16 protein-coding genes and 2 tRNA genes are annotated in these 26,255 nt (G+C 69.5%); 7 read left to right on the top strand and 11 right to left on the bottom strand.

Annotation, left to right across the window (positions count from 1 at the left end):
- Positions 1-198 precede the first annotated feature (198 nt).
- The 9 genes from OWM54_RS32775 to OWM54_RS32735 all read right to left on the bottom strand — a co-directional run bounded on the left by OWM54_RS32775 (position 199) and on the right by OWM54_RS32735 (position 15,013).
- Entirely contained in the window at positions 199-870 is a 672-nt protein-coding gene (locus tag OWM54_RS32775; RefSeq protein ID WP_223781930.1) for a class I SAM-dependent methyltransferase, read from the bottom strand.
- On the bottom strand, positions 867-2,000 hold the full coding sequence (locus OWM54_RS32770; protein WP_267700023.1) for a mannosyltransferase family protein: 1,134 nt from the start codon (positions 1,998-2,000) through the stop codon (positions 867-869). The genes OWM54_RS32775 and OWM54_RS32770 overlap by 4 nt, the downstream gene beginning before the upstream one ends.
- Before the next feature lie 65 nt (positions 2,001-2,065).
- Positions 2,066-4,297, bottom strand: a complete 2,232-nt coding sequence (gene fadJ, locus OWM54_RS32765; RefSeq protein WP_267700022.1) for a fatty acid oxidation complex subunit alpha FadJ — start codon at positions 4,295-4,297, stop codon at positions 2,066-2,068.
- Entirely contained in the window at positions 4,297-5,598 is a 1,302-nt protein-coding gene (gene fadI / locus OWM54_RS32760) for an acetyl-CoA C-acyltransferase FadI (protein WP_223781928.1), read from the bottom strand. Before fadI ends, fadJ begins: the two co-directional genes overlap by 1 nt.
- Before the next feature lie 203 nt (positions 5,599-5,801).
- Positions 5,802-7,292, bottom strand: coding sequence for a hypothetical protein (locus tag OWM54_RS32755; protein WP_223745335.1), 1,491 nt, complete (start codon positions 7,290-7,292; stop codon positions 5,802-5,804).
- Positions 7,293-7,537: 245 nt separating this feature from the next.
- Entirely contained in the window at positions 7,538-8,584 is a 1,047-nt protein-coding gene (hemE, locus tag OWM54_RS32750) for a uroporphyrinogen decarboxylase (protein ID WP_267700020.1), read from the bottom strand.
- A gap of 13 nt (positions 8,585-8,597) precedes the next feature.
- Positions 8,598-11,075, bottom strand: a complete 2,478-nt coding sequence (locus OWM54_RS32745; protein ID WP_267700019.1) for an alpha-amylase family glycosyl hydrolase — start codon at positions 11,073-11,075, stop codon at positions 8,598-8,600.
- Positions 11,066-12,565, bottom strand: coding sequence for a carbohydrate porin (locus OWM54_RS32740; protein WP_141322915.1), 1,500 nt, complete (start codon positions 12,563-12,565; stop codon positions 11,066-11,068). The genes OWM54_RS32745 and OWM54_RS32740 overlap by 10 nt, the downstream gene beginning before the upstream one ends.
- A gap of 39 nt (positions 12,566-12,604) precedes the next feature.
- On the bottom strand, positions 12,605-15,013 hold the full coding sequence (locus OWM54_RS32735) for a glycogen debranching protein (protein WP_141322916.1): 2,409 nt from the start codon (positions 15,011-15,013) through the stop codon (positions 12,605-12,607).
- 268 nt (positions 15,014-15,281) lie between these two features.
- Here OWM54_RS32735 and OWM54_RS32730 point away from each other — a divergent pair, with 268 nt between their 5' ends.
- From OWM54_RS32730 to OWM54_RS32700, 7 genes are all read left to right on the top strand, one after another.
- Positions 15,282-16,370 carry an ABC transporter ATP-binding protein gene (locus OWM54_RS32730; protein WP_267700018.1) on the top strand — a complete coding sequence of 363 codons (1,089 nt, stop codon included), beginning with the start codon at positions 15,282-15,284 and terminating at the stop codon, positions 16,368-16,370.
- Positions 16,367-18,541, top strand: coding sequence for an extracellular solute-binding protein (locus tag OWM54_RS32725; protein ID WP_267700017.1), 2,175 nt, complete (start codon positions 16,367-16,369; stop codon positions 18,539-18,541). Before OWM54_RS32730 ends, OWM54_RS32725 begins: the two co-directional genes overlap by 4 nt.
- On the top strand, positions 18,541-19,389 hold the full coding sequence (locus tag OWM54_RS32720) for a sugar ABC transporter permease (RefSeq protein WP_141322919.1): 849 nt from the start codon (positions 18,541-18,543) through the stop codon (positions 19,387-19,389). The genes OWM54_RS32725 and OWM54_RS32720 overlap by 1 nt, the downstream gene beginning before the upstream one ends.
- 6 nt (positions 19,390-19,395) lie before the next feature.
- Positions 19,396-22,701, top strand: coding sequence for an IPT/TIG domain-containing protein (locus OWM54_RS32715; protein ID WP_267700016.1), 3,306 nt, complete (start codon positions 19,396-19,398; stop codon positions 22,699-22,701).
- Between the two features lie 141 nt (positions 22,702-22,842).
- Positions 22,843-22,914, top strand: a tRNA-Val gene (locus OWM54_RS32710).
- A gap of 7 nt (positions 22,915-22,921) precedes the next feature.
- A tRNA-Asp gene (locus OWM54_RS32705) sits at positions 22,922-22,998 on the top strand.
- Between the two features lie 673 nt (positions 22,999-23,671).
- Complete coding sequence (locus tag OWM54_RS32700) at positions 23,672-24,223, top strand: cell wall protein (RefSeq protein ID WP_267700015.1); 552 nt, start codon at positions 23,672-23,674, stop codon at positions 24,221-24,223.
- Between the two features lie 216 nt (positions 24,224-24,439).
- Here the strand turns inward: OWM54_RS32700 and OWM54_RS32695 are convergent, their stop codons facing one another.
- Complete coding sequence (locus tag OWM54_RS32695; protein WP_267700014.1) at positions 24,440-24,670, bottom strand: hypothetical protein; 231 nt, start codon at positions 24,668-24,670, stop codon at positions 24,440-24,442.
- 172 nt (positions 24,671-24,842) lie between these two features.
- Positions 24,843-26,231: a hypothetical protein gene (locus OWM54_RS32690; protein WP_267700013.1), complete on the bottom strand. Its 1,389-nt coding sequence runs from the start codon at positions 26,229-26,231 to the stop codon at positions 24,843-24,845.
- Positions 26,232-26,255 lie beyond the last annotated feature (24 nt).

Here is a 26,255-nt window from a genome sequence, read left to right as displayed (position 1 = left end):
GCCTCCGCTGCGCATGGTTGCGCGCGTTGCAGCCACCTCGCATGAGCAACGCGCGCCTCGGTGCGATGGCGCTCTACGGCTCGGCGTATTCACCTCGCCCCTGTGCCCGCCGAGGGGACTCCGCCTCCGCGGACGTAGCGCCCACAGGACGTAGTGGCGCCCGACGCCACCACCTCGCGCACCGTGAGGCCCCAGCGACTACGGAGCACTCGCCTCCGCGACGTAGAGCACGTGCGGTGTGGTGTAGCCACGTCCCAGGTCCACCACCTCGCGCACCGTGAAGCCCGCGTCCTCCAAGAGCGCTCGCATCGCCGAGCGAGGCTTGAGCACCATTCCTCCGCTCGCCTTCGTGCGCCCCAGGAGCGACACCATCACCCACTCCTGCGCCAGCGCCTTGCGGTGCTTCCAGGAGCCATCCCCCTCCACCTCCTTCAACAACAAGCGCCCGCCAGGGCGCAGCAGCCCGCGCGCCGTGCGCAGGAAGCCGGGCCACTTCTCCTCGGGCAACAGGTAGAGCACGTCGCACACCACCGCCGCCTCGCACGTCCCCGGCAGCGCGGGCGCCAGCACCTCCTCCAACGTCCCCTCCGCGAGCTTCACCCGCGGCAGCCCCGCGAGCGCCTCGCGCGCCCACCCCACCTTGCGCGGGTCCGGATCCACCGCGTGCACCTCGCGCTTCGGGTCCGACAGCGCCAAGAGCGCGGACAACAACCCGTGTCCACAGCCGATGTCCGCCACCGTGCCACCGGCGGGCATGCGCTCCACCACCGCGAGCAGCGGCGCCGAGGACGCACGCGCATGCACATGGAACCGCTCGGCCGCTGGCAGCCGGGAGTACAACGCGAGGGCCTCGTCGAGGAGCGTGCTCATGAGATGTAGTAGTCCGCGCCGAACGCCCACGACAACACGAGCAACGACACCGCGCCCACCGCCAGCGCCCCCTGGAGCACGCGCGGCCGCTCACGCAAGAGCATCGCCCCCGTCAGGAACACGGGGAACGACGACAGCAGATACCGCCCCATCCCCATGAAGTCCTTCGTGGACCACGCGGGCAGCCCGACGATGGCCAGCACGTAGACGGCGTAACCCCACCCGAGCAGCTTGCGCGTGGGCCACACCAGCGCGAGCGCCAGGAGCGTGAAGAACGCGTGCGCCGCCAGCCGGAACGCCTCGCGCTTGTCCGTGGGGTGGAGCACCACGTGCTCGAACCACGACACCTTCAGCCACGTCCTCCACCCCGGCGTCTGCGCCCACCCTGCCGCGCCCTGCACCTTCACGAAGGCGAACGGGTCTCCGAACTGGTGCCACAGGTAGAGCATGTAGCAGCCGAACCCCACCCCCGAGAGCACCGGCAGGAAGTCCACCGCGGTCCACTTCTCGCCCCGCGCGTGCTTCCACTCGAGCCTGCGAACCAGGAGTCCCAGCACCACCGCGGGCGCCACGGGCCGTGCCGCCGTGGCCACCGCCGCCACCAGCACCGCCGGCCCCAGGTGCCCCTTCTCCAGGAGCACGAAGGACGTCACCACCAGCAGGACGAACAGCGCGTCCGAATACATGGCCCCGTAGAAGTACATCGTGAACGGGTACATCGCCATCAAGAGGCCCGCCTTGAGCGCGGTGTCCTCGTCCGCGAGCAGCCTGGCCCAGCGCGTGAACATCACCAGCGCCAGCGGGCCACACAACAGCGTGATGAGCACCCCCGCCTGATAGACGTTGGGCCCCAGGGTCTCCACCGCGCGGATGAGCAGCGGGTAGAGCGGGAAGAAGGCCACCGAGCTCTGCTCGCCCGGCGTGTACTGGTAGCCGTCCTGCGCGATGCGCATGTACCAGCTCGAATCCCACGCCACCCAGCCCATGGTGACGTACTCGTCGAGCCGCACGACGGGGTTCTGCGGATTCTTGTGGAAGTAGCGCCACGCCCCGGCCGCGGCGGCGGCGCTGCAGAGCAGGACGGCGACCAGGACGACCAGGGCGATGGTGCGAGACGCGGAGCGGGCCATTCGGCCGGCAGGCTGGTCCCAGAACGCCGCCCCGGTCAAGCACCGGAGCGGCGGGAACCCACGCCTCAGCGCGGGTAGAACGTCTTGCCTTCCTTGACCATCTCCACCAGGAGCGGCGCGGGCGTGAAGCGCTCACCCAGCTTGTCCTGGTAGTGCTCCAGCTTGCGCAGCACCTCCGAGAGCCCCCGCGCGTCCGCGTAGTGGAACGGACCGCCGAGGAACGGCGGGAAGCCCAGGCCGAAGATGGCCCCCACGTCGCCGTCGCGCGCGCTGCGGAGGATGCCCTCGCCCAGGCACCGGATGGCCTCGTTCACCATCTGCAGCACCAGCCGCTCCGCCATCTCCGAGGCGTCGAAGCCCTTGCGCTCCTTGCCGTGCGGCAACAGGCCGTAGACGGTGGGGTCCACCTCCTTCTTCTTTCCGTTCTCGTAGAGGTAGAAGCCCTTCTGGCTCTTGCGGCCCAGCCGGCCGTCGGCCACCACGCCGTCCAGCGACTTGGGCGCGGCCATGCGCTTGCCGAAGGCCGCCTCCATCATGGGGCTGACCTTGTGGGCCACGTCGATGCCCACCTCGTCCAGCAGCGTCATCGGTCCCACCGGGAAGCCGAACTCCACCAGCGCCTTGTCCAGGGCGGCGATGTCCGCGCCCTCGGCCAGCAGGTACGCCGCCTCGTTCAGGTACGGCGCGAGGATGCGCGAGGTGTAGAAGCCCGGCCCGTCGTTGACGACGATGACCGTCTTGCCCTGCTTGCGCCCCACCTCCACGCACGTGGCCGTCACCTGGTCCGCCGTGCCCGCGTGGGTGATGATCTCCAAGAGCGGCATCTTGTTGACCGGGCTGAAGTAATGCATGCCGATGACCTGGGCGGGCCGCTTGCTGCCCTTGGCCAGCTCGGTAATCGGGATGCTGGAGGTGTTGGACGCGAAGATGGCGTCGGGCCCGGTGACGGCCTCCACCTCCGCGAGGATGCGGTGCTTGAGCTTCAGGTCCTCGAACACCGCCTCGATGACCAGGTCCGCCGACTTGAAGCCGCTGTAGTCGGTGCCCGCGGTGATTCGCGCCTGCTTCGCCGCCGCCTCGCGCCAGGTGAGCGAGCGCTTCTTCACGCGCTCATCCAGGATGCCCTGCACCTGCTTGAGCGCGCGCGCCACCCCCGCGTCGTCCTTGTCCTTCACCCGCACCTGCGCGCCCTGCAGCACGCCGGCCACGTAGGCGATGCCGCCGCCCATCAGCCCGCCGCCCAGCACCGCAACCTTCTTCACCTCGCGCGGCTTCACGCTCGCGTCCGACGTGCCGTTCTCCTTCTTCAGCGCCGTCGTCGCGAAGAACACCTCCACCAGCCGCTTGGAGACGTCCGACATCACCAGCTCGCCGAACGCCTTCGCCTCGGCCGCGAGCCCCGCCTCGCGCCCGGACTCCAGGCCCGTGCGCACCACCCGCAGGGCCTTCTCCGGAGCGGGGTACTTGCCGCGCGTCTTCTTGAGCAGCTGCTTCCGGGCCGCATCGAACAGGACCTTGCGCCCCAGCGGATTGTCCTCGAGCGCCACCTCCGCCCACAGCTCCTTGTTCGCCAGCCCCTGGAAGAAGCCCGCGAGCCCCTTCTTCTGCCCCACTGACTTCAGGCCCTGGCCGTGCGCGCGCACCGGCTTGAGCGTGCCCGCCGCCAGCTCCCTCGCGCGCTGCACCGCGATGGCGCGCAGGATGGGCACCGGCACCACCTCGTCGACGATGCCCAGCTTGCGAGCCTTCGCCGGCTTCACGTTCTTGCCCGTGAGGATGAGGTCCAGCGCCGCCTGCGCGCCGATGAGCGCGGGCAGCCGCTGCGTCCCGCCCGCGCCCGGAAGCAGGCCCAGCTGCACCTCCGGCAGGCCGAGCGTCGTCTTCGGGCTGTCCGTGGCGATGCGGTAGTGGCACGCCAGCGCCCACTCCAGCCCGCCGCCCAGACACGCGCCGTGGATGGCAGCCACGACAGGCTTGGGGAAGGCCTCCAGCCGGTCGAACCCCGCCTGCCCCTGCTGGCTCATCGCGGTGGCCTCCTCTGCCGTCTTCAGCGTCTGGAGGTAGTCAATCTTCGCCCCGGCGACGAAGCTGTCCTTCTTGCCGGAGATGAACACCAGGGCCTTCACGTCGGCCTCGCGCTCCGCCTCGTCCAGCAGCCGGGAGAACGCCGCGCCCACCTCCGGGCTCAGCGTGTTCACGGCGGAGTCCGGCAGGTCGAACGTGACGACGGCGACGCCGTCCTCGACCTGGAGGGAGAAGCCCTGCTTCGCCTGAAGCTCTTCGAGTTGGATGGCCATCACGCACGCTCCAGGACCACCACGGCGCCCAGGCCGCCGGCGGCGCAGACGGTGCACATCACCGTGTTCTTGTTCCGACGCTTCAGCTCGTTGAGGGCCTGCGTGACGATGCGCGCCCCCGTCGCCCCGAAGGGATGACCGATGGCGATGGAGCCCCCCGTCACGTTCAGCCGCTCGCGGTCCACCTCCCCCACCGGCTCCGCCCAGCCCGCCTTCTTCGCGAAGCTCTTCGACGCCAGCGCCTGGAGGTTGCTCGCCACCTGCGCGGCGAACGCCTCGTGCATCTCGACGAGGTCGATGTCCGACAGCTTCAGCCCCGCGCGCGCCAGCGCCGTGGGCACCGCGTACACCGGCCCCTGCAACAGCTGGTCGCCCGGGTCCGTGGCCGCGTACGCGTACGAGCGCAGGTAGCCCAGGGGCTCGTAGCCCAGCTCCCGCGCCCGCTCCTCGCTCATGAGCAACAGCGCCGCCGCGCCGTCCGTCAGCGGCGACGCGTTGCCCGCCGTCACCGTGCCGTACTTCCGGTCGAACACCGGCTTGAGCTTGCCCAGCGCCTCCAGGCTGGTGTCCTCGCGGATGATGTTGTCGCGCGTGGCCGTCTGCTCGTACTTCGGCGGCACCGACACGTGCATCACCTCGTCGTCGAAGCGGCCGTCCTTCCACGCCGCCGCCGCGTTCTTGTGCGACGAGAGCGCGATGCGGTCCTGCTCCTCGCGGGAGATGCCGTTCTCCTTCGCCATCTTCTCCGCGCTCTCCCCCATGGACAGGCCCGTGGAGTACTCGGCGATGGCGGGCGGCACGGGCACCAAATCTTGCGCCTTGAGCTTCTGGAAGGGCTTGAGCTTCTCGCCCAGCGAGCGCCCCTTGGACGCCGCCGCCAGCGCGTGCGCCAGGGGCCGGCTGGTGAACACCGGCGGGTCCGACATCGCCTCGGTGCCCCCGGCGATGGCCACGTCCGAGTAGCCCAGCGCAATCGCGTTGCCCGCCGTCGTCAGCGCCTGGATGGACGTCGCGCACGCGCGCGTCACCGTGGCCGCTTCAATCTTGAGCGGCAGCCCCGCCGCGATGACCACCTCGCGCGCGATGGACGGCCCCGTCAGCGTCGGAATCACCTGCCCGAAGACGAGCTGGTCGATGACGTTCGGGTCCAGGTCCGAGCGCTGCACCAGCTCCTGGACCACCATCCGTCCCAGGTCCAGCGCGGTGAGCCCGGAGAACACCGTGCCCGCCTTCACGAACGGCGTCCGCAGCCCCCGGACGATGGCCACCCTCCGGTGACTGTTGCGCTTCTGGCTTGCCATGTGTGCCTCACCCTCCTGGACGTCGAGTGGGGCACTTCTAATGAGCGCTGATGCGGCGCGTCAACCCTCTGTTGATTCAAGAGTCAATCCGCGAGCACTTGGCGCGCTCCCTCCTCCAGCGAGGGAGCCACGGGGCGGAGGGGGTGAGGCCTCCGCCCCGTGTGCTTCGGTCGTCCCTCACTCACGCGAGGGACACGCCTTCGCTACTTCTTTCCGTCGGCCTGCGGTCCCAGGACGATGTCGAAGCGGACACCGCCCGCCTCCTCGACCTTGTCGGGCTGCTCGGGGCTGGCCGAGTGCTGCACCACCTCGACGGCGAAGCGGCCCTGCTCCACGGCGGTGCCCTGCGAGACGAAGCGCACGTTGACGTGGTGCGCGCCGTCCGGGTCCAGCCACAGGCCGTCCAGCCGGGCGCCCTGCGGATTGACGATGCGCACGGTCTGCTCGCCCACCACCTCGAAGCCCTGGCCCTCGTGGCCCCAGCGGTCCCACAGCTCGGAGGGCAGCGTGACGAGCACCTGTCCACGCTCCAGGAAGGACGGCAGATCCACGTCGCCGTTGCGGATCTCCAGGTGCGCCAGGCTGGGCCTGTCGCGCAGCAGGTTGCGCACGCGGAAGTCGAAGTCACGCACGGGCGCGAAGGGCGACAGGTTGACGACGTTGACGTTCTTCCACGCCAGGTTGTTGTTCCAGCGCGTGTTGTTGAGCGTGTTGGAGTTGGTCGCCTCCACCAGCGTCATCGGGTCCTGCGAGGACACCCAGCGCGTCAGCAGGCAGTAGTGGCCCGGCGCGGGCACGCCGTTCCACGGCACCATCACCTCCACGTTGGCGCCCGGGGCGATGCCCGCCACGGAGATGGAGCCGATGGGCGCCCAGTCCATGGGCCACAGCGCCGCGCCACCCGAGCCCGTGTAGTAGACGTGCAGCGTGCCGCTGGCCGTGTTGCCCACGGGCACGAGCGGGCCGTTGTTGCGCAGCGTGACGTAGACGTAGTTCGTCTGGCCGAACTCCGGGTTCTGGTGGCCCACGCAGCCGGCGTTCTGGCACACGCGGATGTCCGGGCTCACCCAGATGGGGTCCACCGTCGGCGTGTTGCCGAAGTCGCCGCCGTTGTCCTTCGAGTACACGTCCACGCGGCACTGCGTGACGACGAGCGTGACGAAGTCCACCGCCGAGTCATCCTGGGCGAAGACGTCCACGAAGCCCTGCGCGTTGAGGGTGGGGATGAGGTTCACGCCGCCGGGCAGCGCGGCCAGGTTCAGCGAGACGGTGCCGGAGCCGTAGAGCGGGATGCCCAGGCTCGCCAGCGACGCGCCCCAGCCCGTGGCCAGCTGCGTGCCCGCGGGGCCCATGAAGAGCAGGCCCATGGAGTCGTTGGTGTCACCGTTGCGCACCACCATGCGCAGCGTGGCGCCACAGATGGGGCCCAGCCGGCGCAGGTTGGTGAAGGTGGTGGCGAACCACCGGTCGATGCTCATGTCGTCGAACGGACGCGAGCCGGGATAGGTGTAGTTCGCGGCGATGTAGTTGAGCATGCCCGTGCTGGGCGACACCGCCTCGGTCGGCGCGGCGAAGTTGTCCGCGATGCCGTGGGTGAAGGTCTGCGCGCGCGCGGCGCCGCCCCAGGTGACAGCCAGGAGGGCGAGCATGCTGAAGACGGTGCTGAAGTGGACTCGGGGATGAGGCGAAGACATGGAGCTCCTCGGGGTGTGGCGGGTTCGGCCGCGCCAGGCCACGTCGGAGAACTCCAGGTCGAGAAGAAGGAAGGGCGCGCCGCGGCCGGCCACTGAGCAACCGCCATGCCCTCCCGTCCGTCAGAGGATGACGCGCCGCTCGAGGACCTCGCGGCGAGACATTCCACGCCACAGTCCGAGCGGACTGTGGCGTGTCCGGTTACGCCCGCGCGCGTGGAGGAGCCACGTCGACATGCGGGAAACCGCTACGGTTTGAGCGTGCCCTGACGCAGCGCCGTGCCCAGGCGGTGCACGGCCTCGACGGCGAACTTCGCGGCCTCGGGGTCCGTGGGCGGGAGGATGCCGTGGCCCAGGTTGAAGATGTGCCCCGTGGGGCCCGCGCGCAGGAGGATGTCCTTCACGCGGCCCTCCAGCTCCTCGCGCGGCAGGAACAGGTGCAAGGGGTCCAGGTTGCCCTGCACCGCGACGTCCGGGCCCAGCACCTTGCGGCCCTCGTCCATGGGCAGCGTCCAGTCCAGGCCCACCACGTCCGCGCCCGTGCTCTTGAGCAGGGACAGGTGCGTGGACATGCCCACGCCGAAGACGATGACGGGCACGCCCGTGGCCTTCAGCTCGGACACCATGCGCGTCAGGTACGGCAGACAGAAGCGCTCGTAGTCCCACGGCGACAGCTCGCCGCCCCACGAGTCGAAGATTTGAACGATGCTCGCCCCCGCCTCGACCTGCATCTTGAGGTAAGGGATGAGCGTGTCGGTGAGCTTGCCGAACAGGCGGTGCGCCAGCTCCGGCTGCTCGAACATCAGCCGCTTGATGAGGATGTAGCTCTTGGAGCCGCCGCCCTCCACCATGTACGCGGCCAGCGTGAAGGGCGCGCCCGCGAAGCCGATGACGGGCACCGAGTCGTTGAGCGCCTTGCGCGTGCGGCGGATGGCCTCCGCCACGAAGCCCGTGCCCTCCACGGGGTCCGGCACGCCCAGCTTGTCGATGTCCGCCGCGGTGCGCACGGGGTTCGGGAAGTGCGGCCCCTTGTCCCCCAGCTCCAGGTGGATGCCCATGGCCTCCACGGGGATGAGGATGTCGGAGAAGATGATGGCCGCGTCCACGCCCAGCCGCGTCACCGGCTGCACGGTGACTTCGGCGGCCAGGTCCGGGTGCTTGCACAGGTCCAGGAAGGCGATGTTGCCGCGGATGGCCCGGTACTCGGGCAGGTAGCGGCCCGCCTGGCGCATGAGCCACACGGGCGTGGTGTCGGTGGGCTGGCGGCGCGCGGCGCGGAGGAGTCGGTCGTTCACTTCGGGCTCTCGGTCAGTCGGTGCACAGCTTGGAGGTCGACATCGCCAACAACGGCGGACAGAAGCGGAGGAAAGGCGGCCCCTTCACGGAGCGCTGCTCCCACGCCACGGGCACCTGCACGGGGCCCTCCTCCGTCTTCAGCTCCGGGACGAAAAGCAGGCGGTTGGGGCCGCCCTCCCAGGAGAACTTCCCCGGGCCGTCCTCTCGCACGAGCTTGTACTCGAAGACCCCGCCCTCGGGCAGCGACAGAGTGACGGCGCCGGCTTCCGGGCGCAGCGAGCGCTCGGGCTTCCAGCCTCCCAGCTCCGGGCCTCCGCCCACCACCCTCACCGCCGCGTCTCCCGTCTGGAGCACCACGGTGCGTCGAGGCCCCTCCCCCTTCCACCCGGTCCGAGCCATCTCCACCAGCGCCGCGTGGCCGCCCGGCGTGGCCGCCTTGAGCCGCACCAGCGACACCTCGCCCGGCTTCACCTCGACGTGCCAATAGGCCGACTCCGCGAGCCGCCCCAGCATGGAGCGCTTTCCCGTCAGCGGCTCGATGCCGTGCCCATCCCCGAGCCCCGAGGGCAGGAACGCGACACGCCGCTCGGTCCCGGAGTTGATGCCGACGAAGAACGCGTCATCCGGCGTCACGCGGACGTAGGCGAAGAAGTCCTCCCGGGCGGCGAGCACCATCGTCTCGCCACGCTGGAGGGCCTCACTGCCTCGACGCGCTTCCAACAACCGGGCAATCCACGCGCGCAGCGGATGGTCCGCGGTGAAGCGCATGTCGCCCCGGTTCTCCGGCTCCTTCGCGCCAGTGAGCCCCTCTTCGATGCCATACGTCAGCGCCGGCACGCCGCGCGCCGTAAGCTGCACCGCGAGCGCCCGCTTCACCTTCTCCACATCCCCGCCACACTCGCTCATCACCCGGGGCAGGTCGTGGTTGTCCAGGAGCGTCACCAGCGACTGGGGAGAAGGCTGGAACCGGTCGTTGAACAGGATGGCGCCCAGGTGCGAAGGAGAGCGCCCCCGGCAGAAGACATCCACCAGCGCGAAGGCCAGCGGGAAGTCGAACATCGTCCCGAAGCGGCCCTCCTTCATCACCCGCGCCAGCAGCACCGGGTCGCCGTCGAGCAGCTCGCCCAGCAGCAGGAAGTCCTTGCCCGCGTGCGCGCGCAGGTCATCGTTGTAGCGGGCCCAGAAGTCCATGGGCAGGTGCTTGACGGCGTCCAGCCGGAAGCCCGCGGGCTTCACCGTATCCACCCACTTCAGCGAGTGCGAGAGCAGGTGCTGGTAGACCTCCTCCTGCTCCACCGCCAGGTCCGGCAGCCCGTGCACGTCGCGCATCACCAGCTCGCGCGAGTCGTTCCAGTTCTCGATGGGCCCCAGCCCGTGGAACCACGTCGGCTGCTCGCGCGTGAGCCGCGTCTCCGGCCCCACGTGGTTGAGCACCACGTCCAGCACCAGCCGCATGTCGCGGCGGCGAAGCTCCGCGGACAGCTCCTTCAGCAGGGCCTCGTCACCGAAGCGCGGCTCCACCCGGCCGAAGTCCTCCACCCAGTAGCCGTGGAAGGCGCCGTACCCGTAGAACTTGTCGGTCCGCATCTGGAAGACGGGTGAAAGCCACACCGTGCGGACACCGAGCGCCTTGAGCCCGTCCAGTCGGTCGATGACGCCACGCAGGTCTCCGCCGTGAAAGGCCTGCGCGTCCTTCGCATCCACCACCCCGTCGTTCGTCACGTCCCCGTTGGCGAAGCGGTCCACCATCACGAAGTAGATGGCGTCGCCTTCCGGCGGCGTCCACTGGCCCCGGTACGGCTGGGGCGCGGGCTTGGGCGGAGGAGGCGGCTCGGTGGGCGTGCTCGTGCCCGGCTCGATGCCCTCTCCGGCCGGCGCCGACAGGCCGGGCACCAGCCCCGGACCACCGTCGGTGGACGGCACCAGCATGGGCGAGGCGAGGAACGAGTCGAACAGCGCGCCCGCCTGTCCCGAAATCTGCCGGGCCACCTCCAGCTGCGCGTCGTCCTCGCGCTGCTGGTCGAACTGGAGCGCGGCGCCGTAGTCCGCCGAGTCGCTCGTGGCCTCCAGCGCGGACGTGGCGCGGTTGGCCGTGGTCTTCACGTACACGTCCCACGAGAAGCGCCCGCCCACCTGCCCGAAGAACGTCACCCGCGTCTCCACCAGGAGCAGCAGCGGCGCGTCCCCGGCGCGGGCCTTGAGCATGGCGAAGCGGCGCTGCGTGTCCGTCACCTTCGCGAACTCGGCGGCGTACTCGTCGTAGGGAACCTCGCGCGCCTGGAGGTTTCTCTTGGCCAGCACCTCCGCCACGCGCTGACGCACACCCTCGGGCACGTTGGCCACCGCGCCGCGCCGCGCGTCGTCGCGGATGTACGCCACCGCCACCACCGTCCCTTCCGGCGCCAGCACCGGAGGCCCCTGCCGCTTCAGGCAGCCCGAGGCCACCAGCGCGAGGACCAGGGACCACAACCACCGCTGTCTCAGAACCATCCTTCGGCCTCGATGGCGACCACCGAGTGCCAGTGGCGCTCGGGGCCGACGTACTGGTTGTACTGGTTCAGGCTGTCCACGAACGAGTTGCCGAACGCCGCGTGCTGCGACGAGTACTGCAAGCCGTACAGCAGCCGCAGGCTGGGGCGCGCGTAGATGCCGCGGCCGGTGGGGTTGAGCACCACGCCCACCTTGCCCTGCCACGTGTCGCGCGTGTCGCTGTCGCCGAACTCCAGGCCGCGCGCGTCGGGGATGCCGCGCGTGCTGGTGAACACCGAGTCCACGTGGTTGCGGTACGCGTTGCCGTTCTGGCTCTTCTCGCGCGCGATGCTCGTCTCCATCAGGAGGTGCACGCGCTCGGTGAGGAAGTACTGCAGCCGCACCACCGTGGACGCGATGATGCGGTCGTCGTCGCCCGGCTTGATGGCGTTGTCGTTGTTGTAGGCGTAGCCCAGCCACACGCCCCACAGCGCCTCGAGCTTGTCGGGGATGAGCTTGATGTACGCCTCGTTGCCGAGCGACGCCTCGTAGCGCTCGTCGGTCTGGTCCGCGATGAATACCGTCCAGTCGCGATTGCGGTAGCGCTCCGTGTACGCCTGGTCCGGGTGCTTCTTCTCGAACGTGAGGTAGAGGTTGTCCCAGATGAGCGGCCCCAGCCCGCCGAAGCCCACGTAGCCGATGGCGCGGTAGGACAGCGCGCTGCGGGGCGCCAGGTCCGGCACCAGGTAGTCCTCCAGGCCCGGGTTGGCCTCGAAGTAGCGCTGCACCACCTCCCGGCGCACGTAGTCCTCGTAGTTGACGTACTCCGAGCGGTAGAGCGCGTTGCGGTTGCCCCGCACCTTGGGCTCGTAGCCCAGCTGGCCGCGCAGGCCGACCTCCAGGTGTCCGGGAATCAGCCGGTAGCGGAAGGACGCGGCGCCGGTGAGCACCGTGTTGTACTTCTGGGGCCGCAGCGTGTAGCCGCTGTCACCCACCGCGAGCAGCACGTCGTAGCGGTCGCCCTGGTACGTGCCGGACAGGCCCACCGTGTCCCAGAGCAGCGTCGCCGGGCGCTGGTCGTAGATGTGCAAGTCATTCCAGCGGTCCTCGAGCGTGCCCAGCTGCCACGTCACGCGGTCCAGCAGGATGTTGCCCGCGCGCACGAAGAGGTAGTCGGCGCGGAAGTTGAGGAACGAGCCATTGCCCGGGTCCGCGGAACGGAACGAGGTGCCGGAGAAGCGCGAGTGCACCTCCGCCCAGACCTCGTCGGAGCCCGGCGCGGCCTGGAGCACGTCCAGGCGCAGGTTGAGCTCACCGTAGGGGCTCTCGTTGAGGAGCCGGCCGTAGAGCCAGTAGTAGCCCAGCTGGCCGGAGCCGCCCGAGAAGTCCGGGCGGGTCATGATGCGGAAGTAGCCCGCGGCGCCGAAGCGGTCCCTCGTGGCGTCGGCCAGGGTGACGAGCGGGATGAGGAGCAACAGGAGGGCGCCGAGGCGCGCTGGCAGGACTCGCATGGACGGGCCCCGCTTATAGCGCACCTCGCCTGCCTGCCCCTACTCCGCGCGCAGGACGACGATGGTCCGCTCCGGCACCCCGTAGGTCGCCCCCGTCACCGGGGACGGCGCGTCCAGCCACGAGTTGCCCGTGGCCCTCGGGTCCAGGCCCGTGGCGGACAGGTACTCGGGGCTGTCGAAGTACGCCTGCGTGTCGATGAGCCGCTTCCACTGACGCCCGGGCGGCAGGGTGAACTCCACCGCGCGCGGCTCCATGTTGATGAGCACCACCAGCTCCGGGCCGTGCGTCGTGTCCGGGTAGTGCATCATCAGCTGCTTGGTGTCCCAGCCCACCTCCTCGCTGTTCTGTGCGCTCTTCCACACCAGCGGCGAGCCCTTCTCGTAGTCGGGCGGCGCGAAGGCGTAGGCGTGCTCCTTGCGCAGGCGGATGGCGGCCTTGACGAACTCGTACATCCGGTGGCGCTCGTCGCGCGCGAGGTACGCGCCCCACTGGTACCAGTTGAAGGGGTTGTCCGCGCGCGTGGAGTAGGCGTTGTTGTTGCCCAGCTGCGTGCGCATCCACTCGTCGCCTCCGAGAATCATCGGCGTGCCGTGGCTGACCATCATCGCCATGAAGGCGTTGCGCATCATCTGCCGGCGCATGCTCTCCGCGCGCGCGTCGCCGATGGGGCCCCAGTTGCGAGAGCGGTTGTGGTCCTCGCCGCTGACCTTGTCGCAGAAGGGGCTGTTGGGCGTGTCACAGCACACCGGGTTCAGCGGGCCGCACTTGTTCTGCTTCACCTCGTAGGCGAACAGGTCGTAGAGCGTGAAGCCGTCGTGCACGGTGATGAAGTTCATCGAGTGGTACGGCCTGCGCCCGTTGCGCACGTACCACTCCTTGCTGCCGTACATCAGGAACGCGCCGTCCGCGGAGCCGGGGCGCCCGCACAGCGAGCCCTCGTTGGAGTTGAGCTTCCAGTCGTCGCGGTTGATGAACGCGCGCCACCAGTCGCGGAAGCGGCCGTTCCACTCGTACCAGCCGTTGCCCGGCTGGGTGAGCGAGTTGGGGAACTCGCCCATCGGCATGCAGTACCAGCCGCCCGCGCTCCAGGGCTCCGCGATGATGCGGGTGTTGTACTTCTGGAGCACCGGGTCGTCGATGATCTCCTGCAGCACCGTGTTCTTCGGGTCGTCCCAGCGGTTGTAGTCCTGATCTCTCTCGCCGAGGATGGGCGCCAGGTCGAAGCGGAAGCCGTCCACGTGCAGCTCTTCGACGTAGAAGCGCAGGCTGTCGATGATGAGCTTGCGCATGGGGCGGTGGTTGGGCCGCGTCTGGTTGCCCACGCCCGTGTTGTTCCAGTACGTGCGCCGGTCGCCGTTGAGCCCGTAGTACGCCTGGTTGTCGATGCCGCGGAATGAGTACAGGCCCGCGACCTCCGCCGGGTCCAGCGAGTCCAGCGGCTCACCGGGCAGCACGTCGTCGGACTCCAGCTTCTCGCGCCACAGCCCGCCCTCGCCGGTGTGGTTGTAGACGACGTCGACGATGACCTCGATGTCGCGCTTGTGCAGCTCCTCCACCATCCACTTGAACTCGTCGATGACCTGGTGGGGCAGCTTGTGCGCGGCGTAGGAGACCTCCGGCGCGAAGAAGTTGATGGTCTGGTAGCCCCAGTAGCCGCCATCCAGCGGCTTCTCGTGGATGGGGAGCAGCTCCACGGCGGTGATGCCCAAATCCTTGAAGTAGTCGGCCTTCTCGCCCATGCCCCGGTAGGTGCCCGGGAAGCGCACGCCACTTGCGGGGTCCGCGGTGAAGCCCTTGGCGTGGACCTCGTAGACGATGAGGTCCTGCCACTTGTGGCCCGCCCACTGCTCGTCCTCGCGGTTGGCGCGGTACTGCCGCTCCAGCTCGCCCCACTGGTAGCCGCTCTGCACCAGCACGCTCTTGGCGGAGGCCGCGTACGTCACCTCGTTGCGCGCCGGGCCGCTGGCGGTGCTGCCCTTGCTCCAGTCATGGTCGCGGTGCAGCGCCTTCGAGTACGGGTCCGTCAGCAGCTTGTTCGGGTTGAAGCGGTTGCCATACACGTCCGCGTCCGCGCGGAAGCCGTGGATGGAGCCGGGGAACCAGCGCGGGTCGAACTCCCAGTTGGGACCCCAGGCCCGGAAGCCGTAGTGCTGGCCCAGGCCCACGCCCTCCACGTAGACGTTCCACACGTCCCCGTAGCGGGTGAGCGGATAGGTGCGCGAGGGCGAGTTCACCTCCGGGTCGTCGAACAGGAGCAGCTCGATGCGCGTCGCGTTCTCCGAGTAGAGGGCGAAGTTGACCCCCTGATCCACGAAGGTGGCGCCCATGTGCTTCAGGGACTCCACGTCCTCCACCGTGTAGCTCGGGGCGCGCGCCTCGCTGTGATACAGCCGGACGTAGTCGCTCTCGCTGCACCCGAGGGTGAACAGCAGCGAGACCAGGGTCATGCCCCTCGGAAGGGACCAGCGGGGAGTGCTCATGCGGTGGGGTAGACCTCGACGAACCAGGTGCCGGCTTCCATAACAAGCGACTTCCAGGGCTGACAAGGCGGCCATCCCCGCCCCGTCCCCCTCCGGGCATTGGTACGGACACCGGAAACTTCCGGATGACTTCCGTCGAGAATAACGCACTGCGCCCAACCGGGGAGGTTTGGGGAAAGCGCGAGGCTCCGGGTAATGTGCGCGGCCGTTCTCCCCCCATTTTTCCGAGAGCGTCTTGTCCGAAGTCACCCTGAACGGCATCAAGAAGTCGTTTGGCTCCAACCTCATCGTGAAGGGCGTGGACCTTCAGGTGGGACAGGGCGAGTTCCTGGTCATGGTGGGCCCGTCCGGCTGCGGGAAGACGACGCTCCTGCGGCTCATCGCGGGGCTGGAGCAGGTGGACGCGGGCGAGGTGAGCATCGGCGGCAAGCGGGTCAACGACGTGCCTCCGAGAGACCGCGACGTGGCGATGGTGTTCCAGTCGTACGCGCTCTACCCGCACATGACGGTGCGCGAGAACCTGGCCTTCGGCCTGACGCTGCGCAAGCTCCCCCAGGCGGAGATCGACTCGCGGGTGGCGGAGGTCGCCTCGATGCTGGAATTGGGGCACCTGCTGGAGCGCAAGCCCAAGGCCCTGTCGGGTGGTCAACGTCAGCGCGTGGCCATGGGACGCGCCATCGTCCGGCGGCCCCAGGTGTTCCTCTTCGACGAGCCCCTGTCCAACCTGGACACGGCGCTGCGCGTGCAGATGCGCGGGGAGCTGGCGCGGCTGCACCGCCGGCTGGGCGCGACGATGATCTACGTCACTCACGACCAGGTGGAGGCGATGACGCTGGCCACCCGGGTGGCCGTCTTCAACGGCGGCGTGTTGCAGCAGGTGGGGCCGCCGCTGGAGCTCTACAACCGCCCGGCCAACCGGTTCGTGGCGGGCTTCCTGGGCTCGCCGTCGATGAACTTCCTGGAGGCCCGGCGCGACGGCGGAAGCCTCGTGGGCAAGGGCTTCACCCTGCTGAGCCCTCAGGATCTACCCCAGGGCGGTGAGCGGGTGCTGGTGGGCCTGCGGCCTCAAGACCTGCGCGTGGCGGCGCTGGGGCCGCTGTCCGGGACGGTGGACGCGGTGGAGCGGCTGGGGTTCGACGGTTACGCCTTCGTGACGACGGAGGCGGGCCCGGTGGCCGCGCGCTTCGACAAGGGCACCCAGGTCTCGGTGGGGGACAACGTGGCGCTCGCGCCGGTCGCGGACGCGCTGCATGTGTTCAGCGAGGACGGCACCAAGGCCCTGCGCCACCCCACCCAGCGCGAGACGCTGGAGGTGGCGTCTTGAGGAGACTCTGCGCCCTGGTGCTCCTCGCGGCGGCCTGGTGCGCGCACGCGGCGGAGGGCCCGGCGCCCCTCAAGCTGTGGCACGCGTACCGGGGCGGAGAGGAGACGGCGCTGCTGGAGGCGACGAACCTCTTCACGAAGGAGACGGGCGTGCGGGTGGACCTGCTCGCCCTGCCCTATGACGCGTACGCGGCCAAGCTGACCAACGCCATCCCCCATGGCGCGGGCCCGGACGTCTTCATCTTCAACCACGAGCGGCTGCGCAACTTCCACTCGCAGAACCTGGTGGCGCCCACGGCGGGCGCCTTCCAGCGCGAGGACTACTTCTCCAACACGGTGGAGGCGCTGGAGGTGGATGGCCAGGTGTTCGGCTATCCGATGTCGCTCAAGTCGCTGGCGCTCTACATCAACACGAAGCTCGTGCCCCGGCCGCCCGCGACGACGGCGGAGCTGCTGGCGCTGTTGCCCACGCTGTCCAACCCCGCCGAAGGCCGCTTCGGCCTCGCGTACGAGAGCGGGGACTTCTACTTCCACGCGCCCTTCCTCTTCGGATTCGACGGCAAGCTCTTCGACGAGGCGGGCAAGGCGAGCTTCGACACGCCGGGCATGGCGCGCTCGCTGGCGTTCGTGAAGAAGCTCCAGGACGAGAAGCTGATGCCCCAGGAGGTGAGCGGGGCGCTGGTGAAGACGCTCTTCAACGACGGCCGCGCGGCGATGATCATCAGCGGCCCCTGGTTCGCGGGTGAGATTGCCCCGTCGGTGTCCTACCGCGTGGTGGCGCTGCCCACGGTGAGCGAGACGGGCACGCCCCTGCGTCCCTTCCTGGGCGTGGAGGCCGCGTTCGTCTCGGCCCGCACGGAGCAGGCGCCGCGGGCACACCAGCTGGCGCGCTTCCTGTCGCTGGGCGAGGCGTCTCGGGTGCGCACCACGGTGGGCCGGCAGATCCCGGCGGACGTGCAGGCGTACCAGCTCCAGGCGGTGAAGGACGACACGCTCATCTCCTCGTTCCGCGAGGCGGCGGTGAACGCCACGCCCATGCCCAACACGCTGGAGATGGCCCGGGTGTGGGAGCCGATGAAGCTCACCCTGCGCGCGGTGCTCCAGGGCGGCGCCCAGCCCGAGGACGCGGGCGCGCTGGCGGACCGCCGCTACCGCGCGCTGCACCGCGAGCGTCCCCCCGAGGCCAACCCCGTGCCCTGGCTGGGGCTCGCGGGCGTCATGGCGCTGGGCGGCACCGCGTGGGTGCTGCGCCGGCCCGCACCGGGGATGACCTTCCGCCAGCGCTACCCGGACGTGGCCCGCGCGGCGAGGTACGTGGCGCCCGCGGCGGTGGGCCTGCTGGTGCTGGTGTTCATCCCCTTCTCGGTGGGCCTGGGGCTGTCGCTGTTCCACCACGACGCGGGGCAGTACACCTTCGTGGGCCTGGCCAACTTCGTCGACATCCTGGCCAGCCGTGGCTACAGCATCACCGAGCCGCTCTCGTTCTACTTCACGCTGGTGGTGACGCTGCTGTGGGCGGCGATGAACGTGGTGCTGCACGTGAGCATCGGCCTGGGGCTGGCGCTCCTGCTCAAGGACCCGCTGCTCAAGCTGCGCGGCGTGTATCGGGTGCTGCTCATCATCCCGTGGGCGGTGCCCAACTACATCACCGCGCTGATGTGGAAGGGCATGTTCCACCAACAGTTCGGGGCCATCAACGGGCTGCTCGTGGCGCTGGGGCTGGAGCCGGTGAGCTGGTTCACGCGCTTCTCCACCGCATTCGCGGCCAACGTGGCCACCAACACGTGGCTGGGCTTCCCGTTCATGATGGTGGTGGCGCTGGGCGCGCTGCAGTCGATTCCCCCGGAGCTCTACGAGGCCGCGGAGGTGGACGGGGCCAGCCGCTGGACGCAGTTCCGGCACATCACCCTGCCCCTGCTCAAGCCCGCCATGCTGCCAGCGGTCATCCTGGGCAGCGTGTGGACGTTCAACATGTTCAACATCATCTACCTGGTGTCCGGAGGCGAGCCGGGCGGCGCCACCGACATCCTGGTCTCCGAGGCGTTCCGCTGGGCCTTCCAGCGCAACGAGCAGTACGGCTTCGCCGCCGCGTACTCGGTGCTCATCTTCGTGGTGCTCCTGGGCTGGTCGGTCTTCACCAAGCGGCTGATGCGCACCGAGGAGGCGGCGTGATGAAGAAGCCCTCGGGCCTGAAGATGGCCTTCATCCACGCCGGGCTGAGCCTGATGTGCATGGTGACGCTCTACCCGGTCCTCTGGGTGGTGAAGATGGCGCTGTCCCCGTCGGACGGCCTGTCGCTCACGGCCAACCCCTTCCCGGACGCGGTGACGTTCGACCACTTCCGGGAGGTGCTCCTGAGCACGGACGTGCAGGGCCGGTGGGTGTTCGGCCGGCAGGTGCTCTCCAGCATCATCGTGTCCGGCGCGACGACGGTGGTGGGGCTGACGCTGGCGGTGACGGCGGCGTACGCGCTGTCGCGCTTCCGCTTCCCGGGGAAGGAGGGCGGCATGCAGGCGCTGCTCATCACCCAGATGTTCCCGGCGACGCTGATGCTGGTGCCCATCTACAGCATCCTGCAGAAGCTGCGGCTGCTCGACAGCCTCACCGGGCTGGTGCTGGTGTACGCCACCACCGCCCTGCCCTTCTGCATCTGGATGTTGAAGGGCTATTTCGACACGCTGCCGCGCGAGCTGGAGGAAGCGGCGGTGATGGACGGGGCCTCGCCCCTCCAGGTGTTCCTCCGTGTGGTGCTGCCGCTGGCCCGCCCCGCGCTGGCCGTGACGGCGCTGTTCTCCTTCATGACGGCGTGGAACGAGTTCGTCCTCGCCGCCACGCTGATAAACGACCCGACCCGCTTCACCCTGCCCGTCGCCCTCCAGCGGTACGTGGGCGAGTACAAGGTGGAGTGGGGCAAGTTCGCCGCCTGCGCGCTCGTGGTGTCCGCGCCGGTCATGGCGTTGTTCTTCGCTCTCCAGAAGCACCTCGTCGGCGGGTTGACCGCTGGCGGCGTCAAGGGGTGATGGCCGATGTCCCGTTGTCTGCGGTCCCTTCTTCTCGTGTTGCCGTTGCTCGCCGTGGCCTGTGGTGATGACAAGGAGGGCAACCAGCCCTCCGAGCAGACCGCGCCCACCGTGAGGGAAATCACCCCCTCGGGCGGTCCCATCGCGGGCAACACGCTCATCAATGTCTACGGGTCCGGCTTCAAGGACGGCGCGAAGCTCTACCTCGGCGAGCAGGAAGCCCTGCGCGTGGTGGTGGTCAACGCGTTCCGCATCTATGGCTACTCGCCCACGGCGACCACCGCACAGGTGGACGTGCGGGTGGTGAACCCCGACGGCGCCTACGGCGTGCTGGTGAAGGGCTTCACCTACGAGGGCCCGCCGGGCAGGAACATCGACCAGGCGGAGGTCATCAACGGCAACACGGAGGCGGTCAGCGGCGGCCAGCCGGTGGGCGTGCTGGTGCGCGGCGCGATCACGGTGGCGGGCCTGACGCGCGGCGTGGGCCAGGGCGGCGGGGTGCGCGCGCAGGTGGGCTTCGCGCCCGCGGACTCCGCGCTGCTCCAGCAGGACAGCTACACCTGGGAGGAGGCCACGTACGAGGGCGACTCCGACAGCGGCGAGGCGGACATCTACAAGGGCAACGTGCTGCTCCAGCCGGCCATCGGCGGGGAGAGCCGCGAGTGGGTCATCACGATTCGCTTCTCCATCGACGGCGGCACCACGTGGGTGATGGCGGACGGCGACGGCATGGCCAACGGCGTGGCGGAGAACATGCTGCGCCGGGTGTTCATCTCCCGGCCGCGCGTGGACTACTGCAAGCTGGGCCCGGACGGGAACCGCGCCAACCCGGAGCTGTTCTACCGCCCCACGGACACCACGCTGCTCAAGGTGCAGGGCCAGGTGTACGCGGCGGGCATCACCCAGGGCGCCGGCGCGGGCTCGGGGCTGGTGGCGCAGCTGGGCTACGGCCCGGTGGACACCGACCCGCGCGACTCCGCGGCGTGGACGTGGATTCCGGCCGTCTACAAGGCCGAGCACGGCAACAACGACGAGTGGGAGGCGGAGCTGCCCAACCCCGGCACCGAGGGCCAGTACAAGCTCGCCTTCCGCTTCAGCATCAGCGAGAACGCTTGGCGCGTGTGTGACGCGGACGGCGTCAACGACAGCACCGAGGGCGAGCTGACGTTCAGCCTGGCCAAGCTGGGCACGCTCACCGTGGGCAACGAGGCGCCGAAGCCGCCGGTGGGCTGGTGCAAGATTGGCGAGGACCAGAAGGACCCGGAGGTCATCAACTACCAGACCACGCAGACGTCGGGCTTCAAGACCGTCTACGCGCAGGTCTACATGGCGGGGGTGACGGACAAGGTGGGCGCGGGCCCGGGCCTGTCCGGTCAGCTCGGCTGGGGGCCGGCGGGCGAGGACCCGCGCACCTCGCAGCTGTGGAACTGGTCCACGGCGCTCGCGTTCAACAAGGACAACTTCCAGGTCAACGACGAGTGGAAGGCCACGCTGCCCAACCCGGGCACCAACGGCGAGTACCGCTACGCGGTGCGCTTCAGCGGCAACGGCGGCCCGGTGCGCGTGTGCGACGGCAACGGCGTGGATGACGGCGGCCAGGAGTTCGAGCTGGACAAGCTGGGCCAGCTCACCGTCACCGGCGAGGTGGTGGTGCCCAAGGTCATCGGCTTCTGCAAGCTGGGCCCGGCGGACAATCAGACCCCGGAGACGGTGACGTACGCGTCGGGCGCCGCGGGCACCCGCAAGGTGCTGGCGCAGGTGTTCGTGCAGGGCGTGACGCAGGGCGCGGGCGCCGGCGCGGGAATCGTGGGGCAGCTGGGCTGGGGCCCCGCCGGAGAGAACCCGGCCACGTCCGCGCAGTGGAACTGGACGACGACGGCCGCCTACAAGGACGAGTCCGGCAACAACGACCAGTTCGAGACCACGCTGCCCAACCCGGGCGCCGAGGGCAGCTATCGCTTCGCCTACCGCTTCAAGGTGAACGACGGCGCGTACCTGCTGTGCGACTCGGACGGCAACAGCGGCGGGGCCACGGGCTTCGACCCGGCGAAGACGGGCACGCTCACCGTGAGCGCGGCGCAGGACATCTCCGTGGGCTGGTGCAAGCTGGGCGGCGAGTCCAACGAGCCTCCCCCCAACGAGGTGTACCAGGTGGGCCAGGCGCCCATCGACATCTACGCCCAGGTCTACATGGAGGGCGTCACCCCGGGCACGGGCGGCGGCGCGGGCATCCAGGGCGAGGTCGGCTACGGCCCGGAGACGGACGAGCCGACGGCGGCGAGCTGGCAGTGGACCACCACGGGGACGAGCTTCAACCGTGAGTCCGGGAACGGAAACAACGACGAGTGGAAGGCCGCGCTGCCCAACCCGGGCACGGTGGGCCGCTACAAGTTCGCCATCCGCTTCAATGTGAATGGCGGCGCGTACCGCTACTGCGACGCGGACGGGCTGGGCAACGGCTTCTCGCTCGAGCAGGCCGGCACGCTGACGGTGCAGGCGCCGGCGGCGGCGGACTTCTGCCGGCTGCAGAGCGTGAGCGGGACGACGGTGGGCAGCGGCGACGCCGTCACCGTGACGGGCCGGGTGCGCCTCGCGGGCGTTACCGGCGGCGCGGGGGCGGGCACGGGGCTCCAGGTGCAGGTGGGCCTGGGCAACGCGGACTTGGACGCGTCCACCACCCCCGCCTCCTTCACCTGGAAGCCCGCAACCTACGCGCGGGAGGCCGAGGGCGAGGCCGACACGGACGAATTCACCGCGGAGCTGCGGCCGGCCTACACCACGGCCCGGGCGGTCAGCCTGCGCTACAGCACGGACGGCTCGGCCTGGACGTACTGCGACAAGGACGGCAGCGACGTGGGTGGCTACAGCCAGGGCCAGCAGCACGCCCTCACCGTGGGCAACCACTCCGGCATCGACTACTGCCGCCTGCAGTGGCCCCGGAAGCTCAGCGACCTGTCGGGCAACCGGACCATGTACGGGTTCATCTACGAGGACGGCGTCACCAACGCCCCGCCCCCGGCCACCACCCTGACGGCGGAGCTGGGCCATGGCCCCAAGGACCAGGACCCGGGCGTGAGCACCGCCTGGACCTGGGTCGCCGGCACGGTGAACAACGACCAAGGCGGTGACGACGAGTACAAGGCCGACCTCCCGGCCAACGCGGCGCTGAACCACGGCTACGTGTGGCGCTTCCGCGTGGCCACCGGCCCCTACTGCTACGGGGACTGGCAGCCGGACGGCGTCCCAGGCGGCTCGAGCAACGGCGTGGCCCCCGAGGACCTGGGCACCGTCGACGTCGAGCCCGCCCCCTAGGCGGATGACTCACCGACCGCACGGGCGATTTCACGCTCCGCGCGGTCGGTGACGGAATGATCAGGGCCTTCGAAACGTATGCTTGACAGTGGAGGGAGCCCTTTATAAAAGCCCCCCCGTCGCAACGCGGAACACGCCCTCGGGCGGATAGCTCAGCGGCAGAGCGTCGCCCTTACAAGGCGAGGGTCACAGGTTCAATCCCTGTTCCGCCCATAGTTGTGGGGAGTTAGTTCAGTTGGTTAGAACGCCGGCCTGTCACGCCGGAGGCCACGGGTTCAAGTCCCGTACTCCTCGCCAAAAAGAAGGCCCCCAAGTCCTAGTGGCTTGGGGGCCTTCACCTTTTCGGGCTCCCGACATCGCGACGCACTCCGCTCCAACCGCGTCGATGGCTGCGCGGCTCGGATGTGGTGGCGGAGCAGCTCGACGACGAACCGCCCAGCGGCTCCACGATGGCTCGCGGGCTGGTGGACTCCCGCGACGAGCTGCACGCTCACGGCAACCCAGTCCAGCCCCAGGCGCATCACGGTTCCCACGTTCGACCGGAGGCCCGCGGCCTGCCCGACCACCATGGAGGCTGCCCATGCAGCCACGGGACGAGTGTGGCGCGCAGCCGCCGACAGTGGCCGTGGCCTCGGTGTTCGCCGTCAATCGGGACAGCGACGTCGCCACTGCATAGGCATTGAAACGCGAGCGTCCGCGTTACATCGATACCCGCGTGTACCGTGACGGCGCTTCGACTGCAGTGCTCAGCACGCTCGAGCAGCGTGAAGTCAGCTCGACGGCTCGCCCGGAGTGCCCGCCAGTGAGCGGTGAACATTCACGTATAGTCGAACCACCTGAGCCGTGCTACGCCAGCCACGACATGCCTAGAGCCCGTCGCGTTTCCCCCTCCCCCCGAAACACCCGCTCTCAGCCCGCGCGCGGCGCTCCCTCGGCGACGCCGTCCCTGGATGAGGCCTTCCAGTCCATCGTGCAGGGCGCCGTGCAGGAGTCGTTCGCCTCGCTGGTGGCCTCGCTGCGCCGCCTGTCCGAGCGCATGAGCGGGCCACCCATCACCACGCCGCGCGCGGCCCCCAAGGCCCCCGTCGCGCCCCAGCTTCCTCCCAAGGTCGAGGCCGTCGTCGAGCAGCCCGTCGCCTGCGCCGTCATCGGCTGTCGCCAACCGGTCCGCACGCTCGGCTACTGCTCCGCGCACTACCAGAAGCGTCGCCAGATGATCGCGACGGGCCGGCTGCACTCCGCCTGGGTGGAGCATGCCGCGCCGCACTCGCTGCCGGATGTCATCCTGTCGCGCCGCCGTCGCTCGGAGTCGCGTGAGGAGAAGCCCACTCCCGCGGCCGCTCCCGCCGCTCCCGCGGGTCCGCGCGTCTGGGTTCGCAAGAAGGGCCAGACGGCCGCCCAGGGTGATGATTCCACCAATCCGGCCACGCTGGCCGCGGCCCTGCGCGCGTCCGACGGCGACGCGGCGGACACGGTGAAGCGCTGGGCCGAGGAGTTCCTGGCGAACAAGCGTCGCAATTAATCGCACGGATGCACGAAGGCCCCGTGCTCACCCGGAGGAATGCGTCCCTCGCTTCGCGAGTCGAGACGCTCCGAAGGAAGCGCGGGGCCTCACACCACCGGGCACAGTCCCGGGGGACACCCACGGCGACTTCCCAACCACAGCCAAGACAGACACGGTCGACCGCCCATCCCCGGGGGCCCGGCCCCGGAAACGAGCATCAACCCAGCTCCAGCCTCAGGGACAGGAGAAGGACTCTTCGATCCACTCCCCGCACACGCTCTTGCGGCACAGCGTGTAGTTGCACGCGTCGCCCAGGTAGCCACAACAGGCGACGTCCGCGTCCGCCGTGCCAGAACACGTCACCCGCCTGGCGTCCTTGTAGGTCTCCGGCGACGTGTTGTCGTCGCACGAGTCCGAGTCACTGCCACATCCCGCCAGCACCAGCAGCGGGACCGCCCACAGCATGCAAATGAGTCTTCGCATGCTTCGCATTGGACCATGTCGACGGCGCGGAGCGCCAGCGAACCTGGGTGAAGGCTGACCACTCCTTGCGCCACGAAACCATTTCTTGTGTCTCGTTTTCAGAGAACACAGCACATCAGGAATTCGTGAGCGCCACGCCTGGCTCGAAAGCCTGTCAGAAACGGGCCTGGAGCATCACCGTGGCACCCCACGCGCTCGCCTTGATGAAGACGGGCTGCGCCACCCCCGTCACGTCGTCTCGGAACTCAGTCTGGTTGGGGTCATTCACGTAGGAGATTTCGCCCACGACACCAGCCACGCGTCCCAGGTCCCATCTCGCCGTGGCCTTCAGGGTGAGAACCCTGGCGCGGTCCTCGCCGACCGGCAGCACCTGGAACTGGTTGCGTCCCTGGACGATGAAGACCCGGTCCACCCCCAGCGCCTCGGCGGAGCTGAACGCCGCCGGCAAGGAGACACGCGCCAGCAGGCCGGGCGTCAGGCCCCAGTCTGACAGGTGGTAGTCGACGCCCAGCGAGCCGGAGACCTCGACGCGAGGGTCCGCGTCGCGCGGGAAGGCCATGAACGGAGGGAAGCCGGGCCCATCCATCTGGAGGAAGCTCGCCGTCCGGAACCAGGTCAGGGCATGGAAGCGCCACGCCCCCAGTCGCAGCCGTCCATCCAGGGCCGCCGCCTGGGATGTCTCGGTGAGCTTGCCGAAGCCGCCGTCCCCGTCCTCCAGGTCCTGGGAGATCAGGCTGCCCTCGAGCGAGAGCGACGCGGAGACCCCCGTCGAGGACGCCGAGGGCGTGAAGAACCGCTCGAAGAAGGTGGGGTCCCCCCGGAAGAGCGACAGGTCCACGTTGTCGCCGATGGGCTCGCCCCGGCTCCAGAACACCCGAGCGGAGCCACCTCGCAGGATGACCGACAGCTCACGCCCCATGTTGGCCAGCCCGGGACTGTCCCCCCGGTCGACGTACATCCCCTCCAGCTCCACCCCCAGCCCGGGCGCGAGCTCGACCCGTCCGCCCGCGAGCACCGCGTAGTGCCGCGCCCGCTCCAGCTCCCACGTCGTCAACTCCGCGGACTTGAGCGCCACGAAGGCCGCCCAGCGCTGACGCACGAGCCGCAGCTCCACCGCGGGCTCGCTGCTGCTGTCACCGGAGGGAAAGACGTCCCGCCCCCACGTCACCGGGTAGACGGAGCCCAGGTACACCCGCGTGGAGCTCAGCGGAAAGACACTCAGCGCCAGGCTCTCGTCAGCGGCCCAGGCGGCGGGACGGTAGCGCAGCCGGAAGTTGCTCCCATTGTCCGCGAAGCTCACGCCCTGCGCGTTGTTGGCGTTCACGAAGAACGACAGCTCCGCCTCCGCGCGCAGCCCCGCCGTCAGCTCCGGCGAGCGCGCATCCAGCGCCGCGTTCCAGCTGGTCGTGGAGCCCGAACGGTCCACGTTCGGGTCACTCGCCAGGAAGGACAGACGGGCCTGCCACGAGGACGCCTCCGGGGTTGACTCGGACACCTGGGGCACGGTCGACAACAGGGACAGCAGCAAGAGCGAAGGAGACATGGCGCGCCGCCTCTATCACGCGCG

The sequence above is a fragment of the Myxococcus sp. MISCRS1 genome (assembly GCF_026626605.1).
GTDB lineage: Bacteria > Myxococcota > Myxococcia > Myxococcales > Myxococcaceae > Myxococcus > Myxococcus fulvus.
Note: the sequence above shows the minus strand (reverse complement) of the source record. Positions and strands in the feature narration are given on the sequence as shown.